This window comes from Allobranchiibius sp. GilTou38, assembly GCF_017565325.1.
In the GTDB taxonomy this organism is placed as follows: Bacteria; Actinomycetota; Actinomycetes; order Actinomycetales; family Dermatophilaceae; genus Allobranchiibius; species Allobranchiibius huperziae.
This window is the reverse complement of record NZ_JAGEKN010000007.1, coordinates 27,366-44,320: the sequence shown is the minus strand read 5'-3', so window position 1 is coordinate 44,320 and position 16,955 is coordinate 27,366. Positions and strand designations below refer to the sequence as shown.

The 16,955-nt window shown below is 70.5% G+C and carries 21 protein-coding genes; 15 read left to right on the top strand and 6 right to left on the bottom strand.

Going from position 1 to position 16,955, the window contains the following annotated elements; genetic code table 11:
• Positions 1 to 240: 240 nt before the first annotated feature.
• Positions 241 to 948, bottom strand: coding sequence for a response regulator transcription factor (locus JOB34_RS09410; RefSeq protein ID WP_208052485.1), 708 nt, complete (start codon positions 946 to 948; stop codon positions 241 to 243).
• A gap of 119 nt (positions 949 to 1,067) precedes the next feature.
• On the opposite strand from JOB34_RS09410, the gene JOB34_RS09405 reads away from it, so the two are divergent.
• Entirely contained in the window at positions 1,068 to 1,307 is a 240-nt protein-coding gene (locus tag JOB34_RS09405; RefSeq protein ID WP_208052484.1) for a MoaD/ThiS family protein, read from the top strand.
• Positions 1,308 to 1,401: 94 nt separating this feature from the next.
• Positions 1,402 to 2,220 carry a hypothetical protein gene (locus JOB34_RS09400; protein ID WP_208052483.1) on the top strand — a complete coding sequence of 273 codons (819 nt, stop codon included), beginning with the start codon at positions 1,402 to 1,404 and terminating at the stop codon, positions 2,218 to 2,220.
• On the opposite strand, the gene JOB34_RS09395 is transcribed toward JOB34_RS09400, so the two are convergent.
• Both JOB34_RS09395 and JOB34_RS09390 read right to left on the bottom strand, forming a co-directional pair.
• The gene (locus JOB34_RS09395; protein ID WP_179482948.1) at positions 2,213 to 2,710 is read right to left on the bottom strand and encodes an FABP family protein; all 498 of its coding nucleotides are present in this window, start codon (positions 2,708 to 2,710) and stop codon (positions 2,213 to 2,215) included. The genes JOB34_RS09400 and JOB34_RS09395 overlap by 8 nt on opposite strands.
• 35 nt (positions 2,711 to 2,745) lie before the next feature.
• Positions 2,746 to 3,861 carry an LCP family protein gene (locus JOB34_RS09390; RefSeq protein WP_208052482.1) on the bottom strand — a complete coding sequence of 372 codons (1,116 nt, stop codon included), beginning with the start codon at positions 3,859 to 3,861 and terminating at the stop codon, positions 2,746 to 2,748.
• A gap of 127 nt (positions 3,862 to 3,988) precedes the next feature.
• On the opposite strand from JOB34_RS09390, the gene JOB34_RS09385 reads away from it, so the two are divergent.
• The 8 genes from JOB34_RS09385 (at position 3,989) to manA (ending at position 10,117) form a co-directional block, all read left to right on the top strand.
• Entirely contained in the window at positions 3,989 to 5,032 is a 1,044-nt protein-coding gene (locus JOB34_RS09385) for a folate-binding protein (RefSeq protein WP_347813809.1), read from the top strand.
• The gene (locus JOB34_RS09380) at positions 5,029 to 5,679 is read left to right on the top strand and encodes a class I SAM-dependent methyltransferase (protein ID WP_208052480.1); all 651 of its coding nucleotides are present in this window, start codon (positions 5,029 to 5,031) and stop codon (positions 5,677 to 5,679) included. Before JOB34_RS09385 ends, JOB34_RS09380 begins: the two co-directional genes overlap by 4 nt.
• Before the next feature lie 81 nt (positions 5,680 to 5,760).
• A complete protein-coding gene (locus tag JOB34_RS09375) occupies positions 5,761 to 6,129 on the top strand; it encodes a helix-turn-helix transcriptional regulator (protein ID WP_208052479.1) in 369 nt (122 codons plus the stop codon).
• A gap of 38 nt (positions 6,130 to 6,167) precedes the next feature.
• On the top strand, positions 6,168 to 7,028 hold the full coding sequence (locus JOB34_RS09370) for a hypothetical protein (protein WP_208052478.1): 861 nt from the start codon (positions 6,168 to 6,170) through the stop codon (positions 7,026 to 7,028).
• Between the two features lie 124 nt (positions 7,029 to 7,152).
• A complete protein-coding gene (locus JOB34_RS09365) occupies positions 7,153 to 8,118 on the top strand; it encodes an asparaginase (protein ID WP_208052477.1) in 966 nt (321 codons plus the stop codon).
• Positions 8,119 to 8,125: 7 nt separating this feature from the next.
• On the top strand, positions 8,126 to 8,551 hold the full coding sequence (gene dtd, locus JOB34_RS09360) for a D-aminoacyl-tRNA deacylase (RefSeq protein WP_208052476.1): 426 nt from the start codon (positions 8,126 to 8,128) through the stop codon (positions 8,549 to 8,551).
• A 95-nt stretch (positions 8,552 to 8,646) separates the two neighbouring features.
• Positions 8,647 to 8,985: a DUF2516 family protein gene (locus JOB34_RS09355; protein ID WP_179482930.1), complete on the top strand. Its 339-nt coding sequence runs from the start codon at positions 8,647 to 8,649 to the stop codon at positions 8,983 to 8,985.
• A gap of 13 nt (positions 8,986 to 8,998) precedes the next feature.
• Positions 8,999 to 10,117, top strand: coding sequence for a mannose-6-phosphate isomerase, class I (manA, locus tag JOB34_RS09350; RefSeq protein WP_208052475.1), 1,119 nt, complete (start codon positions 8,999 to 9,001; stop codon positions 10,115 to 10,117).
• 15 nt (positions 10,118 to 10,132) lie between these two features.
• Here manA and JOB34_RS09345 read toward each other — a convergent pair whose 3' ends face one another.
• The gene (locus JOB34_RS09345) at positions 10,133 to 10,921 is read right to left on the bottom strand and encodes a class I SAM-dependent methyltransferase (RefSeq protein WP_208052474.1); all 789 of its coding nucleotides are present in this window, start codon (positions 10,919 to 10,921) and stop codon (positions 10,133 to 10,135) included.
• 51 nt (positions 10,922 to 10,972) lie between these two features.
• Here JOB34_RS09345 and mshA point away from each other — a divergent pair, with 51 nt between their 5' ends.
• From mshA to JOB34_RS09330, 3 genes are read left to right on the top strand one after another with little or no spacing between them, the layout of a single operon-like run.
• Positions 10,973 to 12,307: a D-inositol-3-phosphate glycosyltransferase gene (gene mshA / locus JOB34_RS09340; protein ID WP_208052473.1), complete on the top strand. Its 1,335-nt coding sequence runs from the start codon at positions 10,973 to 10,975 to the stop codon at positions 12,305 to 12,307.
• Positions 12,304 to 12,801 (top strand): YbjN domain-containing protein, encoded by a 498-nt coding sequence (locus tag JOB34_RS09335; protein WP_208052472.1) that lies wholly within the window; start codon positions 12,304 to 12,306, stop codon positions 12,799 to 12,801. The genes mshA and JOB34_RS09335 overlap by 4 nt, the downstream gene beginning before the upstream one ends.
• Before the next feature lie 22 nt (positions 12,802 to 12,823).
• Positions 12,824 to 13,567 carry a phosphoglyceromutase gene (locus JOB34_RS09330; protein WP_208052471.1) on the top strand — a complete coding sequence of 248 codons (744 nt, stop codon included), beginning with the start codon at positions 12,824 to 12,826 and terminating at the stop codon, positions 13,565 to 13,567.
• Positions 13,568 to 13,679: 112 nt separating this feature from the next.
• On the opposite strand, the gene phoU is transcribed toward JOB34_RS09330, so the two are convergent.
• Positions 13,680 to 14,333: a phosphate signaling complex protein PhoU gene (gene phoU / locus JOB34_RS09325; protein ID WP_208052470.1), complete on the bottom strand. Its 654-nt coding sequence runs from the start codon at positions 14,331 to 14,333 to the stop codon at positions 13,680 to 13,682.
• Between the two features lie 142 nt (positions 14,334 to 14,475).
• Here phoU and JOB34_RS09320 point away from each other — a divergent pair, with 142 nt between their 5' ends.
• Positions 14,476 to 15,690, top strand: coding sequence for an ATP-binding protein (locus tag JOB34_RS09320; protein ID WP_347813808.1), 1,215 nt, complete (start codon positions 14,476 to 14,478; stop codon positions 15,688 to 15,690).
• Positions 15,687 to 16,373: a response regulator transcription factor gene (locus tag JOB34_RS09315; RefSeq protein ID WP_179482909.1), complete on the top strand. Its 687-nt coding sequence runs from the start codon at positions 15,687 to 15,689 to the stop codon at positions 16,371 to 16,373. The genes JOB34_RS09320 and JOB34_RS09315 overlap by 4 nt, the downstream gene beginning before the upstream one ends.
• A 31-nt stretch (positions 16,374 to 16,404) precedes the next feature.
• On the opposite strand, the gene JOB34_RS09310 is transcribed toward JOB34_RS09315, so the two are convergent.
• Positions 16,405 to 16,884, bottom strand: coding sequence for a hypothetical protein (locus JOB34_RS09310; protein WP_208052469.1), 480 nt, complete (start codon positions 16,882 to 16,884; stop codon positions 16,405 to 16,407).
• Between the last annotated feature and the right edge of the window lie 71 nt (positions 16,885 to 16,955).

Genomic DNA, 16,955 nt, shown 5'->3' with positions numbered 1-16,955 from the left:
CAATCTGTCTGTATGGCACGTCGATTCGAAATGGTCATGACCGACCTCTCAGCAGCAGCGAACCGGACGAATCCAGTTACGGCCGCCGGGTCCGGGGCGGCAGATCGATGTCGAGGAATTCTAGTCGACTCGCCGTCTCGATGAGCCGTTCTGCGGTGCGGGTCGCTCGAAAGAAGCGCGTTCCTCCGTGTCGTCGGTGGCGTCGGATGAGCTCGATCAGAACAAGACGGCTACGGGCTCTCAGGCCGGGGCGATCTGCTCTTCCGGCGCGCGCAATTCGTGCGCGCCCACGAAGCGGTAGCCGACGTTGCGCACCGTACCGATCAGCGACTCGTTGTCCGGGCCGAGTTTCGCGCGCAGGCGTCGTACGTGCACGTCGACCGTGCGAGTGCCGCCGAAGTAGTCGTAGCCCCACACCTCCTGCAGCAGCTGGGCGCGGGTGAAGACCCGACCCGGGTGCTGCGCCAGGTGCTTGAGCAGCTCGAACTCCTTGTATGTCAGATCGAGCGCGCGGCTGCGGATGCGGGCGGAGTACGCGTCCTCGTCGATGGTGAGCTCGCCGGCCAGGATGCGGGTGGGCTCGTCCTCGGCCTGCGGCGTCGTCCTGGTCATCGCCAGCCGGATCCGGGCCTCGACCTCGGCAGGGCCGGCCGATTCCAGCAGCACGTCGTCCAACTGCCACTCGCTGGTGAGCGCGGTGAGACCGCCCTCGGTGAAGATCGCGATCAGCGGGGTGGACAGCCCGGTCGTACGCAGCACCCGGGTCAGCCCGCGCGCATTGGCCAGGTCGCGTCGGGCGTCCAGCAGCACGACATCGCACTCGGGAGGATCGACCAGGGCCTGCGGTTCGGTGGGCAGCACGCGCACCCGATGACCGAGAAGACCGAGGGCCGGAAGCACCTCGACACTCGCACCGCGAGCGTCGGTGAGGAGCAACAGGCGTGCCATGCTGCTCAAGAATACGATGTTGCAGGTAGGACGACCGGCCAGTACGGCCGGGCGTGACGCGTGCCACATCATGCGGCGGGGGCCGGTTTCCGGGATCCTGCCGGAGATCAGGAGGGGCCATGGCACAGATCGTCGTGCGGTACTGGGCCGGAGCACAGGCTGCTGCCGGCACCCCGACCGAACAGTTGAACGGCCTCACCGTCGGCGACGTGGTCGCCGCGGCCACCCAGCAACACCCGGAGCTGCGGCCGGTCTTCGTGCTTGCAGCGCTCCTGATGAACGGCAGCCGGGTCGACGCCGAGGACCCACTGGTCGACGGCGCCACCCTGGAGGTGCTGCCGCCCTTCGCAGGCGGCTGAGGCTGCCAGCAGGAGACGTCCGCGGGGGCGTGCCTGCCCGCCCCGTGCGGCCACGCGGCACCCTCACCGGCGAGGTGGTGGCAGGATTCGGGTCGTGCCCGAGGGAAGCGAGACCACCGCCCAGCCGGTCGACGCACCCGCGACGCGGGTGAGGAGCGCCTCCGCCTCCCCGTTCCTGGCGGGTGTCGGCGCGATCGTGTTCGCCGTTCTCCTGGGGTTCTGCGCGTACGCCGGGTCGGTCGCGCTCGCGGCCGCCTACCTGTTGAGTGCGCTCGTGGTGGCGGTCGGCTGGCCGATGCTCCTCGGTCTGCCGCGGGAGCGGTCCAGCTCCCTGGTCCTCGGGATCGCTGCGGTCTCGATGACCGTGATCGTCGGATGGGCCGACACCGCCGACGGGATCCGGTGGGTCACCGCGGCACTGGCCATCTCCCTGGCACTGGTCTTCCTGCAGTCCCTGGTCAGCCGGGGGGAGCGCGAACGCGTGGTCATCTCCCTCGCGGTGATGAGCCTCGGTCTCGGGGCGCTCGCCAGCGGCGCCTTCATCGCCGACGCGGCACTACGTGACCACGGGCGGGAGGCCGTCGTCGCCGCGCTGGCCGGTGCTTCGCTCGGTACGGCGCTGGACGTCGCCCTCCGAGGTCGGGAGCGGCTGTCCGAGGCCACGCTGCCGGTGTCGCTGCTCCTCGGGATCGGCGCCGGACTCATCGCGGCGGCCGTCGCCGGCGTCCCGTGGAACGCCCCCCTCGTCGCCGGCCTGCTCGGCGCCGGGGTGTCGCACGCGTTCCGCTCGATCCTGCGCGCACCGGCGCGGTTGGGCGGACCCGCGGCTCAGCTGGCCCTGGGATCGGCGACCGTGCTCTTCGTCGGTGTGCTGCCGACCGCGGCGACCTGGTTCTTCGCGCAGATCAGCTGACCCGCTTCAGCTCCGCGGAGGCGTAGCTCTGCAGCGGGTGCCCGGTGGCCGCCATGTCCATGGCCCACATCAGGTTGGAGTTGACGTAGCCGTAGAGGCGCGTCGCGGCGGAGTACTCCATGGCGCTCGGGCTGCGCAGCACCCCGTCGGTCCGCAGCTCGATCTTCGCGGGGGTGGTGTTGCCGTAGTACATCTCCACGACACCGGTCGGATGGGCCAGCACGAACTCGACCTCGCCGTCCGGCAGCGGCCGCCAGTAGCCGAGCTCGCTGGTGAGCGGCTCGACCTGGTTGCCGGCCTCGTCGAGCAGCCACGTCGTGCTGCGCCACTCCAGGAAGGGCCGGCCGTCGTGGCCGCAGACGACCTCCTGGCCGAAGTTCACCGACTCGATGCCCGGATAGCCCATCACACCGGCGCCCTCCCACCGGCCGATGAGCCACGCCAGGGGTGCCAGCTCACGCGGCATGTCCGTGTCCAGTTCGAAAGGCATGCCCGGAATCGTACGGCGGGGGTGGGCGGGCGCGCTCAGCTCACGGTGTTGGGCGTCACCGAGGTGCTGCTCATCGAGTCCGTGCGCAGACTGGCGCCCAGTTGCTTCATCTTCGGCATGTCGACCACGTCGACGTCTCCGACGGAGTTCTTGGCGAAACCGGAGAACGGTGCGGTGTAGAACGTCAGGTCGTTCCGGCTGATGTTGCGCAGGCTGACGGCGAGCGTGATGAGGTACGACGTCGAGGTGTCGGTCAGGGTGTACGGCGCGATGGCCGAGATCATGTCGAGTGCCCGCTTGGGGTTCTCCAGCGTGCCGCGGGACAGCGCCTTGGTGACCATGGCGTTGATCCACTCCTGCTGGTCCACCCCACGGTCGATGTCACCGTGCGGCAGCTGGTGGCGCTCGCGGGAGAAGCCGAGCGCCTGCTCGCCGTTCATGTGGTGGTAGCCCTGCGTCCAGGAGCCGAAGCCGCCCTCGCTGTAGGGGTAGCGCACGTAGACGTCGACCCCGCCCATCGCGTTCGTCAGCTTGGTGAAGCCGTCGAAGCCGATCTGCGCGACGTGGTCGATGTGCAGTCCCAGCAGGTTCTGCATGGTCGACACGAGCAGCTTGGACCCGCCGAAGGAGTACGCCGCGTTGATCTTGTTCATCCCGTGTCCGGGGATCGCGACGTAGAGGTCGCGCGGGAAGTGCACGACCTGGATGCTGCGCCGGTCGCTGCTCACGTGCATGAGCTGGATGACGTCCGAGCGTCCGTTGTCGCGCAGGTTCTTCCCGCGGGAGTCCGAGCCGAGCAGCAGGATGTTCTGCGCCTTGCCGGCCGTCGCGTCGCGGGTCGGCCCGTCCGAGGGCAGCAGTGAGTTGGAGTGCTGGATCTGGTCCAGCTGGTGGTTGACGTAGAGCGCCAGGCCGCCGACGGCGAGAGCGATGACGACGATCATCGACAGCAGGGTCAGGCACCCGACCTTGAAGCAGCCGGCGCGCTTCTTCTCCTCCGGCGGTGCCTGCTCCGCGGCCTGGCCGGCGTCCTCGGTGGGAGGCGACTCCCGGCCGGCCGGTTCGGTGCCGCCGGGGTGTGGCGAGGTCTCGGGGTCTCGCGCGTCGTCGGGTCCGGAGGCGGCGCCCTGATGCGCGGGGTCCTGCGTCATGGCGGTCAGTGTAGGTGGGCGCCGGTCCCGAGAACGCGTCCCGACGCTGGTCATCGGGCAGTTCACAGCTGCGTGACCGGGCACTGCCGGGTCGGCGTGCGTGGTCGCCCGGCGTACCGTTGTCATGGTGACCACGACAACGCCGAGTTCCTCGCTCACCCGCCCCGGAGCGGTCGACGGGCATGGGATCGACGCGGGAGTTCCCGCGCACTACGGCGACCCCATGGGGGAGCAGCGCCGCCTCGCGGGCGCAGCTGCGCTGGTCGACCTGACCCACCGGGGGCTCGTGCGCGTCACCGGGCCCGACCGTCTCACCTGGCTGCACTCGATGACGACCCAGAAGCTGGACGACCTCGCGCCGCACCACGGCGTGGAGACGCTGGTTCTCAGCCCGCACGGGCACGTCGAGCACGCGATCCACGTCGTGGACGACGGCGAGTCCGCCTGGCTCGGGGTGGAGCCCGGCACCGCCGACGCACTGGTGCAGTGGTTGACCTCGATGCAGTTCATGCTGCGGGTGCAGGTCACCGACGTCAGCGCCGACTTCGCCCAGTTCGGCCAGGTCTGCGACGAGGCGGGCAGCGCCGAGCAGTACGCCGCGGACGGCACCCTGGTCTGGGTGGACCCGTGGCCGACCATGGGACCGGACAGCGCGTCGTACTCCGGCGACGGCCCGCATCCCGCGACCGGACGGCGCTGGCGCGAGGTCATCGTGCCCCGCGACCGCGCCGCGGACTTCGTGGGCGACCGGCCGCTGTCGGGCACGCTGGCCGCGGAGGCGCTGCGGGTGGCCGACTGGCGACCCCGGCTGGGCGCCGACACCGACCACCGCTCGATCCCGCACGAGTTGGACTGGCTGCGCACCGCTGTGCACCTGCACAAGGGGTGCTACCGCGGGCAGGAGACGGTCGCGCGGGTGCACAACCTCGGCCGTCCGCCGCGCCGGGTGGTATTCCTGCACCTCGACGGTTCAGGTCACCTGCTCCCCGAGCCGGGCGCGCAGTTGCGCGTCCCGGGCGTCGAGCGTCCGGTCGGTGTCATCACCACGGTCGCACGCCACCACGAGGACGGCCCGATCGCGCTCGCGGTCGTCAAGCGCAGCACCCCGACCGACGTCGACCTGGTCGCCGACGACTGCGCCGCAGCGCAAACGGTGATCGTCACGCCGTGAGCGACCCGGTCCGCGTCCTCTACGACACTGTCGCGACCGCGTACGACGAGGCGCTCTTGAGTGAACTCGACACCAAGCCCCTGGACCGGGCGCTGCTCGCAGGACTGGTCGACAGCATCGGGGACGGCCCGGTGGCAGACCTCGGTTGCGGGCCCGGTCAGGTCGCCGCGCATCTGCGCCGGTGCGGCGCCCGCCAGGTGGTGGGCGTCGACCTGTCTCCGTCGATGGTGACCACCGGTCGCGCGCGGCACGGTGACCTCGGTTTCGCGGCGGGCGATCTGCGCGCCCTTCCGCTTGCGGACGGCGTGCTCGCGGGGGCGACGGCGTTCTACTCGATCATCCATCTGCACCCGGACGAGCGTCCCGTGGCGTTCCGGGAGATGGCCAGGGTGCTGCGACCGGGCGGCCACCTGCTGGTCGCGTTCCACATCGACGCGCCGGGGATCCCGATGGGCACGGCGCACCGCTCCGAGAACTTCCTGGGTCACCCCGTCACGTTCGACGGGTGGTTCCTGTACCCCGACGAGGTCGCGCGGATCGCCGCCGCGGCGGGGCTCGTCGAGGTGGCCCGCTGCGTGCGCGCGCCCATCCCGGACGCGGAGTACCCCAGCCGCCGCTGCTACCTGCTGCTCGCCCGCCCGGCCTAGGGGAAGCCGCTCACTACTTGTGAGTAGCATCACGCTTGCTTCAGCTTGCGCTCTGCTAACTGCAGCAAGCATACTGGTCACATGACACCGAGTCCCGTGAGCGATCTGGGCGGCTTCCTGAAGGAGCAGCGCCAGCAGGCACAGCTCTCCTTGCGGCAGCTGGCCGAGCGCTCCGGGATCAGCAATCCCTATCTGTCCCAGATCGAGCGGGGGCTGAAGAAGCCCAGCGGCGAGATCCTGCAGGCACTGGCCAAGGGGCTGCGCATCTCCGCCGAGCAGCTCTACGTGCACGCCGGTCTGCTCGATGCCGATCCGTCGGGCGGTGAGCGCAGCGCACTCGACGTGCGTACGGCGATCCGCGCCGACCCGCTGCTCACCGATCGTCAGCGCGGTGTCCTGCTCGATCTCTACGCATCGTTCGTCGACGACGAACCGAAGCACTCCAGCTGAACCGAACATCCATCACGTCCAACGGAAAGGTATCGATCATGGCTGCCAAGTCATCGAAGAAGACCGAGAACAACACCCCCCTCTACGCGCTCGTCGGAGCCGCCGACGCGGCGGTCAACAACGTGCTCGAGCTGCTCGACCAGGCCGGTGAGCGTGCGGAGGCGCTGCGCACCGAGGCCCAGCCGAAGGCCGTCCAGGCCCGGCTCGCCGAGACCCAGGGCCGCGTCACCGAGGCCGTGAACGACCTCGTCGCCCAGATCGAGGCGCTCCCGCAGACCGCGACCTCCACCGTGACCCAGGTGCAGAGCGACCTGGAGAAGTCCTACAACGACCTGGTCGCCCGCGGCCAGAAGGTCATCGACGACCTGCGCAACCAGCCGGTCGCCAAGAAGCTGCAGGCGCAGACCGACAGCATCACCGGTCGGGCCCGCAAGCAGGCCGACGACGTGCGCAAGCAGGCCCGCAAGACTGCGGCGGGGACCACGTCAACCGCCAAGAGCACCGTCTTCGCCGGTCGCAAGGAGGTCGCCCGCAACGTCGCCGGTGTGGCCGCCCGGGTGTCCAGTGACACCTCGCGCCTGAGCCGCGTCGCCGAGCGCGACGGCCGCAGCGCCGCCGCCAAGGAGGGCAACGCCAAGCCGAGCGCCCGCAAGCCCGGCCCGAAGAAGGCTGCCGCCAAGAAGACCACCGCGAAGAAGTCGACCGCCAAGAAGAGCGCGGCCAAGACCACCACCGCGAAGGCGACCCCGGCCCGCAAGACCACCACCGCGAAGGCCACGCCGGCCCGCAAGACCGCAGCGAAGAAGACGACCACGTCCACCACGCCCGCGTCGACCGGCACCACCGCGAACACCACCACCTCGAGCTCGACCCCCAGCACCACGAGCTCCAGCTCCTGAGCACTGTCCGGTGCGCTGCCCGACGGCGGCGCACCGGGCAGCACCACGCGACTCCCCGTCGTACCGATTCGTCGGTAGGACGGGGGGTTTCGGTGTTTTAGGGGCGGGCACCTATCGTGCTCGGGTGAGTTCGGTCGAAGCCCTGTCCGGTGCGCCCGTGGTGGCGCACGTCGTACGAAACGGATTCGTGGAGTCGGTGCACCACGGCTGCGCGGTCCTGACGGCCCCGGACGGCGCGGTGGTCCGGCAGATCGGGGACGCCGGCGCTCCCTGCTTCCCCCGGTCCTCCAACAAGCCCCTGCAGGCCGTGGCGATGTTGAAGGCGGGGTTGCAGCTCAACGCCCCGCTGCTCGCCCTGGCCTCGGCCAGTCACTCGGGGGAGGCCTTCCACCTCGACGGGGTGCGCCACATCCTGGCCGAGCACGATTTCTCGCCGGAGGACCTGCAGAACACCCCCGACCTGCCGTACGACGTGCAGGCCCGCAACGACTGGCTCGCGGCCGGCCACGGCCCCACCTCCCTCGCGCAGAACTGCTCCGGCAAGCACGCCGGGATGCTCGGCGCGTGCCGGGCCGCCGGATGGGACCCGAGCACCTACCTCGACCCGGCGCACCCCTTGCAGCAGTCGATGGAGCAGACCATCTCCGAGATCGCGGGCGAGCAGGTGAGCGCGACCGCTGTCGACGGCTGCGGCGCCCCGGTGATGGCGATCTCGCTGGCCGGTCTCGCGCGAGCGTTCGGACGTATCGCTGCTGCGGACGAGGCAACTTACGAGGGCCGCGTCGCGCATGCCATCCGCGCGCACCCGGAGTATCTCGGCGGGACCCGCCGGGACGTCACGGCGCTGATCCGCGCAGTGCCGGGCGCCGTCGCGAAGGACGGCGCGGAGGCCGTCTACGCCGTTGGTCTGCCCGACGGTCGCGGGTTCGCGGTGAAGATCGCCGACGGCAGCCAGCGGGCACGTCAGGTCGTGATGGCCGCGCTGCTGCGCTCCGCGGGTGTCGACAGCGCCGGGCTCGACGAGATCGCTGACGTCCCGGTCCTCGGTCACGGGCAGCCCGTGGGCGCAGTGCTCCCCGTAGCCATCTGAGACCCGCGTGCGGGCGGTAGTGCAACGCGTCACGAAGGCGCGCGTCGACGTCAGCGAGGAGTGCGTCGGGCGGATCGACACCCCTGGTCTGGTGGCGCTCGTCGGTATCACGCACGAGGACTCGACCGCCGAGGCCGAGCTCGTGGCCCGCAAGATCGCCGAGCTGCGCATCCTGTCCGATGAGCGGTCGGTGCTCGATCTGGGAGCGCCGGTGCTCGTGGTCTCCCAGTTCACGCTGTACGGCGACACCCGACGCGGGCGGCGACCGTCCTGGGGGGCGGCGGCGCCCGCGGCGTACGCCGAGCCGCTGGTCGAGCATGTCGTGGCGGCGTTGCGGGAGCGAGGGGTACACGTCGAGACGGGTCGCTTCGGAGCGCAGATGAGCGTCACCCTCACCGGTGACGGCCCTTTCACGGTCCTGATCGAGACCTGAGGCGACCCGCGGCAGGCCCGAGAGCCCGCCAACGGCGCGAATCGTCGCGTCGGATACCGGGGAATCGGCACAGGTGGCGAACGTAGACTCTTGCCATGAACCTGCTGACCGGCCTCTCCTTCGTCCAGTACTGGATCGCGCTGGTCCTCGGTTTGGCCATGCTGGCGTGTGAGGTCGTGGCGTTCGTGGACTGCCTGCGCCACCGCGAGGACGCGTTCCGCGCCGCGGGCAAGCTGACCAAGAACAAGTGGCTGCTCATCACCGGGATCGCGCTGCTGCTCGGGATCCTGACGGTGCAGAGCCCGATCGGCTTCCTCGGGATCATCGCGATCGTGGGCTCGGCCGTCTACCTCGTCGACGTGCGCCCCGCGCTGCGACAGGTGCTCGGCAAGGCCAGGGAGTCCAGTAACCAGGGCCCCTACGGACCGTGGTGAATCTCCAGCACTGATGCGGAGATTGACCGGCCGGGTGCGGTCGTACGCCTGGGGCTCGCACACCGTCCTGGCCGAACTCACCGGGCGATCCGCACCGACGCACGAGCCGGAGGCGGAGTTGTGGCTCGGCGCGCACGAGGCGGCGCCGGCGCTGCTCGACGACACCACGCTGGACCAGATCATCGCCGCCGACCCGGCGCGCACGCTGGGCGCGGACCTCGCGGCGCGCACCGGTGATCGGCTTCCGTTCCTGCTCAAGGTGCTCGCCCCTGAGCGGGCTCTGTCGATCCAGTGTCATCCGGATGCCCGGCAGGCGCTGGACGCGGCAGCGGGGACCTACACCGACCGCTCCCCGAAGCCGGAGGCGGTCGTCCCGCTGACGCCGTTCGAGATGTTCGCCGGGATGGTGCCGTACGACGAGATCGTGGCCCGGTTCGGCAGTCTGGGGGTGCCGGAACTGCGGGCGATCGCAAGAGAATCCCTCACCGCGCATGACATCCTGGCGGGCATCCTGGCGACCCCGGTCGACGCCCGCCCGGACCTGGTCGAGCGGACGCTCACGGCGCTCGACGGGGCGCACGCCATCCCGGCCGATGTCGCGGACGCCGTCCGGTCCGTGGCCGTGGACTACCCGGGCGATGTCGGTCTCGTCGTGCTGCTCACGATGCACCATCGGGTCGAGGCTCCGGGCACCTACGTCTTCGTTCCCGCGGGGGTGCTGCACGCCTACGTGCGGGGTGCCGCCATCGAGATCCTCGCCAACTCCGACAACGTCGTGCGCGCGGGGCTCACGCCCAAGAAGATCGACGTGGCCGAACTGCTGCGGATCGTGCAGGTGCACCGCCAGATGGTCGCCGAGGTCGGCGAGCGGGTCGGACGGGTGGTGCGCTATCCGCAGTCGGCGCAAGAGTTCTCGCTGTCCCTGGTTGATCAGGGAGAAGAGCCGGCCCAGGTCGCCGAGACCGGTCCGCGCATCGTGCTGGCACTCGGCGGGTCGGTGCGGGTGACGTGCGACGGGGAGGCTCTGACCCTGTGCCCGGGTCAGGCGGTGTTCGTCGAGGCGGCCGAGGGAGCGCTGTCGTTCACGGGCACCGGCACGGCGTACGTCGCGGCCACCGGTCGACCCGCCTGAACGCCTCCGCCCCGGTCAGGAGCCGGGGCGGACCGCGTCCCAGTCGACGGTGATCTCGCCCATCCGCCACCGGGCGGGTCCGTCGTGCAACGGCCAGCCGGCATCGTGCAGTGCGCGAGCGGCGGAGATGAAACGCTGGCGCGAGCCGTACGCCGACAGCGGGCTGGCCCGCTCCCACGCCTCGTCGAGCGCGTCGAGGAACGCGTGCACCCGCTCGCCGGGGACGTTGCGATGGATGAGGGCCTTGGGCAGGCGCTCGGCCACGACCGACGGCGTCGTCAGATCTGCCAGTCGCAGCGAGACGGTCAGCGAGAGCGGGCCGCCCGCGTCCAGCGCCACCCAGCTCGCGACCCGACCGATCTCGTCGCAGGTGCCGTCGACCACCAGACCGTCCGGGGCGAGCCTCGCCTGCATCCGGGGCCAGGCCTGCGCGACGTGCGCCTCGTCGTACTGGCGCAGCACGTTGAACGCGCGGACGACCTGCACCCGCCCGCTCACCGGTATCTCGAATCCGCCTCGTACGAAGGACAGTCCGGGTCGCTGCAGGGGCAGGGCGTCGGCGACCCTGGCGGGTTCGATCTCGACGCCGACCACCTCGGTGTCCCGGCGTACGGCGCGCAGCCGGTGGTGCAGCTCGACTGCGGTCACGGGGTGGCGGCCGTATCCGAGGTCGACCACGAGGGGCCGATCGACGGTGCGAAGCCGCCACGCCTGCGGACCGGTGAGCCACCGGTCGCAGCGCCGCAGCCTGTTGGGTGCGGTGGTGCCTCGGGTCACCAGACCCACCGGTTTCACCTCTCGCACCGGGCGAGGGTACCGGGACGCGCTGTCCGGGCCGTGCCAGACTGGACGGCGATGCCACCTCTGCCCGAGATCCCCTCCGCCGTACGGCGAGTGGCGATGATCAGCGTGCACACCTCGCCGCTGGAGCAGCCCGGCACCGGGGACGCCGGTGGGATGAACGTCTACGTCCTGGAGACCGCACGTCGCCTCGGCGAGCGCAGTGTGGAGGTCGAGATCTTCACCCGGCGGACGAGCGCCGCCTCGGCCGAGGTCGTACCCGTCGCACCCGGCGTGCTGGTGCGTCATATCGACGCCGGCCCCTACGAGGGACTGTCCAAGGACGATCTTCCGGGTCAGCTGTGCGCGTTCGCGGCCGGGGTGATGCGGCTCGTGGCGATCAGCCCCGAAGGTCACTACGACCTGGTGCACTCCCACTACTGGCTGTCCGGTCAGGTCGGCTGGCTGGCCGCCGACCGGTGGAATGTGCCGCTCGTGCACACCATGCACACGATGGCCAAGGTGAAGAACCGCTCGCTGGCGCAAGGCGATCGGCCCGAGCCGGCCGGTCGGGAGATCGGCGAGGAGCAGGTCGTGCGAGCCGCCAGCCTGCTGGTCGCCAACACCGAGATCGAGGCGCGCGAGCTCGTCGAGCTGTACGACGCCGACCCGGCCAGGGTGCGCGTCGTACCGCCGGGGGTCGATCTGGTCACCTTCGCCCCGGGCGATCAGCAGGCCGCCCGCGAGGCCCTCGAGCTGCCGCAGGACGCGGAGCTGGTGCTCTTCGTCGGCCGGATCCAGGCGCTCAAGGGACCGGATGTGCTGTTGCGGGCTGCCGCCGAGATGGTGCGGCGCGATCCCGAACGGCGGCGGCGTCTGATCGTGGCGGTCATCGGTGGGCCGAGCGGATCGGGTCTGGAGAAGCCGCGCGCCCTGCAGGCGTTGGCCCGTGAGCTCGGGATCGCCGACATCGTGCAATTCGTGCCGCCCGTGCCGCGTCAGGAGCTGGCACGATGGTTCCGCGCGAGCGACGCGGTCGCCGTCCCCTCCCGCTCCGAATCGTTCGGCCTGGTGGCCCTGGAGGCGCAGGCCTGCGGCGCGACGGTCGTGGCCGCCGACGTCGGCGGCCTGCCGCGCGCGGTCGGAAGCGCCGGCGTCCTCGTGCAAGGACATGACCCGGCGGTGTGGGCCGAGCGGTTGCTGGCGGTGCTCGACAGCACCCCGGACGAGCGGAAAGCTCTGGCGCACAAGGCCGTCGAGCATGCGCAGCGCTACGGCTGGGAACGCACGACCGATGAGTTGATGGCGGTCTACGAGCGGGCCTGCCGCGACGCGCGCACCGACGTCGCCGACGACGCGGGCTCGGCCCGGCTGCTGGAGCTTCCGCTCGCCGAGGCCGTGATCCCGTGAGCCCCGCGCACGCGGGTGTCCACGAGACCATCCGCTCGTTCCTCGCCGACGCCGACCTGGAGTGGGAGACCGGCGCCCGCGACGGCGAGTACGTCGTCACCCTCCCGGGCGATCGCAAGCTCAAGACGGTCACGTCGCTGCTGGTCGGCGAGAAAGCACTGACGACAACGGCGTTCGTCATCCGTCACCCGGACGAGAACGCCGAGGGGTTCTACACCTTCCTGCTGCGGCGCAACCTGCGGATGGGGGCGGTGGCCTACTCGATCGACGGCACCGGCGATGTCTACGTCGGCGGCCGGGTGCCGCTCGCGGCGGTCGGACCGGACTACCTGGACGACGTGCTCGGCGCGGTCCTGGACGCGGCCGACGCACCCTTCAACGAGCTGCTGGTCATCGGCTTCCTGTCGTCGATGAAGCGCGAGTGGGCCTGGCGGATCAAGCGCGGTGAGTCCACTCGCAACCTCGAGGCTTTCGCACATCTGCTGCAGGACTGACCCCCCTCCTAGACTGACCGGCATGACTCACACCCTGGTGTTGCTGCGGCACGGCGAATCGGACTGGAACGCGAAGAACCTCTTCACCGGGTGGGTCGACGTCCCGCTGACGGACAAGGGTCGCGACGAAGCTGTGCACGGCGGGGAGTTGATCAAGGACGCCGGCCTGCTGCCGGACGTCGTCCACACCTCGCTGCTGCGCCGGGCGATCACGACCGCCGGCCTGGCGCTCGACATCGCCGACCGCCAGTGGATCCCGGTGAAGCGCTCGTGGCGGCTCAATGAGCGGCACTACGGAGCGCTGCAGGGCAAGGACAAGAAGGCCACGCTGGAGGAGTTCGGCGAGGAGCAGTTCATGACCTGGCGTCGCTCGTACGACGTGCCGCCGCCGGCGATCGAACCGGGTTCGGAGTTCAGCCAGGACGGCGACCCCCGGTACGCCGATCTCGGCGCCGACGCACCCCGCACCGAGTGCCTCAAGGACGTCATCGCGCGCTTCCTGCCCTACTGGGAGTCGGACCTGAAGCCGGACCTGCAGGAGGGCAAGACCGTGCTGGTCGCCGCCCACGGCAACAGCCTGCGCGCGATGGTCAAGCACCTGGACGGCGTCAGCGACGACGACATCGTGGGCCTCAACATCCCCACCGGGATGCCGTTGGTCTACCACCTCGACGACGACTTCAAGCCGACCGTGGCCGGCGGGGAGTACCTCGACCCGGAGACCGCGAAGGCGGCGGCCGAAGCGGTGGCCAACCAGGGTCGCTGACCGCCGGGCCGGGGCTGACCCTGGCGGCGTTCGCATCCATTGACGGCGTTCGAACGCCGTCACCCGCCGGGAACACCGTCAACGTGCGCCGCCGGGCAGGCGGCGGTGAGTGTCAGCTCTGCTGGTCGGCGTACCGGCCGGTCACCAGGTAGACGATGCGGGCCGCCACGGCGACAGCGTGGTCGCCGAACCGCTCGTAGTAACGGCTGATCAGCGTCGCGTCGACGGCCGCTTCGGTGCCGTGCGCCCAGCTGTGGTCGACCAGCGTGGCGAACACCTTGCGGTGCAGCTGATCCAGCGCGTCGTCGTCCTTCTCGATCTCGACGGCGGCCAGCGCGTCCTTGTGGGCGATCGCCTCACCGGTCTTCGCAGCCAGGTGCGCGGCGGTCCTCTCCATGTCGGTGATGACCTCACGCAGCTCGTCGGGCACGCCGTGCTCGGGGTAGCGCATCCGCGCCACCTTGGCGATGTGCCGGGCCAGGTCGCCCATCCGCTCGATGTCGGAGGCCATGTGCATGGCCGTCACGACCATCCGCAGGTCCGTGGCGACCGGCTGCTGGCGGGCGAGCAGATCGATGGCGTGGTCGTCGACCTGCCGGCGCAGCTGATCGATGTCGTCGTCGGCCGCGATGACACTCTCGGCCAGCGACAGATCCGCCTGGAGCAGTGCGTCGGTAGCCCTGGTCATCGCGATGCCGACGAGTCGGGTCATCTCGACCAGGTCGTCGGAGATCTTGTCCAGGTCTTCGTGAAAGGCGTCGCGCATGCGCTCATTGTCCTCGGCTTGCCGGGTGGGTCGCCCAGAGGCTGACATCGGTCGGTGAACGGGATCAGGCTCGCAGGTGAACACCAGGCAGACGCGAGCCGACGCGTCATCCGCGCTCCGTTCGCTGCGTACGCTAACCCGCGTGTACGTCGTGCTCGGTCTGGCTGCCGCTCTGGTCGTCGGCCTCCTCGTCGGTGTCGCCGCCGCGGGATGGCGACGGCGTGCCGCGACCACGCAGACCGCCACGAGCACGAGGCCCACGAGCCTGTCGCCCCAGGTCATCGAGGTCATCCAGGCGCTGCCGGGCATGTCGATCGTGGTCGACGCCTCCGATCGGGTCGAGCGTGCGTCGCCGCGTGCTGACGCGCTCGGACTGGTGCGCCGCAGCGAGCTCGCGCACCCGGAGATCCTCGACCTGGTCCGGGCCGTGCGCCGCGACGGCGACACCCGGGAGGTCGAGCTCGACGTCGCACGCGGACCCGTCGGTCCCGGCACCCTGGCCCTGCGCATCCAGGTGGCGCGACTCGGCGCCGAGCACGTCATCGCCCTGGTGGAGGACCTGACCTACTCCCGGCGCGTCGAGGAGACCCGGCGCGACTTCGTCGTCAACGTCAGCCACGAGCTGAAGACGCCGGTCGGCGGGCTGTCCCTGCTGGCCGAGGCCGTCGAGGGCGCATCCGACGACCCGGACGCCGTACGCCGCTTCGCCGGCAGGATGCATGCCGAGACCGCCCGTCTCACCCGGCTCGTGCAGGAGATCGTGGAGCTGTCCCGGCTGCAGGTGTCCGACACGTTCGACGAGCCCGTGCCGGTCGACGTCGTGGCGTGCGCGCACGAGGCGGTCGATCATGTGCGGCTGCTCGCCGAGGACAAGCGGATCGAGCTGATCCAGGCGAGCCCGACCGGCACCGACGTGCGCATCTTCGGCGACCCGGCACTGCTCACGACCGCGATCCGCAACCTGCTCGAGAACGCCATCCACTACTCCGACCCGGGCACCCGCGTCGCGCTCACCGTGCGTCGCCAAGGTGCTCTGGCCTCGGTGGCGGTCACCGATCAGGGCGCCGGGATCTCGCCCGTGGACCAGGAGCGCATCTTCGAGCGGTTCTACCGGGTGGACCCCGCGCGCTCGCGGCGTACCGGCGGCACCGGACTCGGGCTGGCCATCGTCAAGCACGTCGTCGCCGGACACGGCGGCGAGGTGTCGGTCTGGTCCGAGGAGGGCCAGGGCTCGACGTTCACGCTCCACCTGCCCGTCCCGCCCGCTCTCGAGGACGCGCCGGACCCCGGAGGTCGGTCGATCGACCGCCTGCCGTCACACGCCTCACCCACCGTCCCTGGAAAGGCCACTTCATGACTCGCATCCTGGTCGTCGAGGACGAGGAGTCCATCTCCGATCCGCTGTCCTACCTGCTGCGCAAGGAGGGGTACGACGTCGGGCTGGCCGAGACGGGTCCGGATGCGCTGACCGAGTTCGACCGCAACGGGGCCGACCTCGTGCTCTTGGATCTGATGCTGCCGGGGCTGTCCGGGATCGACGTATGCCGCGCCCTGCGGCAGCGCTCCAACGTGCCGGTGATCATGCTCACCGCCAAGGACAGCGAGGTCGACAAAGTGGTCGGGCTGGAGATCGGCGCCGACGACTACGTCACCAAGCCCTACTCCTCACGGGAGCTGCTCGCACGGGTGAAGGCGGTCATCCGGCGACGCCAGGAGCCGGAGGAGCTGATGGCCCCCACGCTGTCGGCCGGCCCGGTGCGGATGGATGTCGACCGGCACACGGTCAGCGTCGACGGCGCGGCGATCGCGTTGCCGCTCAAGGAGTTCGAGTTGCTGGAGATGCTGCTGCGCAATACCGGCCGGGTGCTCACCCGCGGCCAGCTCATCGACCGGGTGTGGGGCAGCGACTATGTCGGCGACACCAAGACGCTGGACGTGCACATCAAGCGTCTGCGGGCGAAGCTGGAGCCGGACCCGGCGAACCCGCGTTTCATCCTCACGGTGCGAGGACTGGGCTACAAGTTCGAGACGACGGACTGAGCGGCCGCACCAGGCGGCCGTGGCCGATGGGTTAGTTGTAGGCCTGGCCGGGCAGCAGCACCGGCACGACCACGGGCGACTGGCCGCTGCTGGCCGTGGCGAAGATGACGGTGGTCTTCGCGCCCGGGGCCGCCGGAGTCGAGGCGACCTTGACGGCGCTGACGGTGCTGGTGGAGTTGCCGGAGGGCTGACCATCCAGCCGCACCGCGGTGTCGGCGGGCACGGACAGCTTCGCCTGGGAGCCGCCCACGGCGACGGTGACCGCGATCGTGCTGTCGCTGTTGTTGGTCACCATCCCCTGCATGGTGCCGGGGGCGCCCTTGCTCGAGGCCGAGATGAGCACACCGGAGAGCGTCAGGTCGCCCACGGTCGCGTTCGTGCCGTTGCTCCCGTTGTAGCTGACGTCGGTCTGCGTGGGTGACAGGTACATGCAGCCACTGAGCAGCGACACCGAGGTCGCCAGCCCGAGGGCGCCCAGTACGGACCTGCCGGCTCGAAGTCGTCGCGTCACGGCGCTGAGACTACCGGCTCGGCCGGACAGGGGCGCCAGCCGGTGGCGCGACGGACGCAGGATGATCGCGC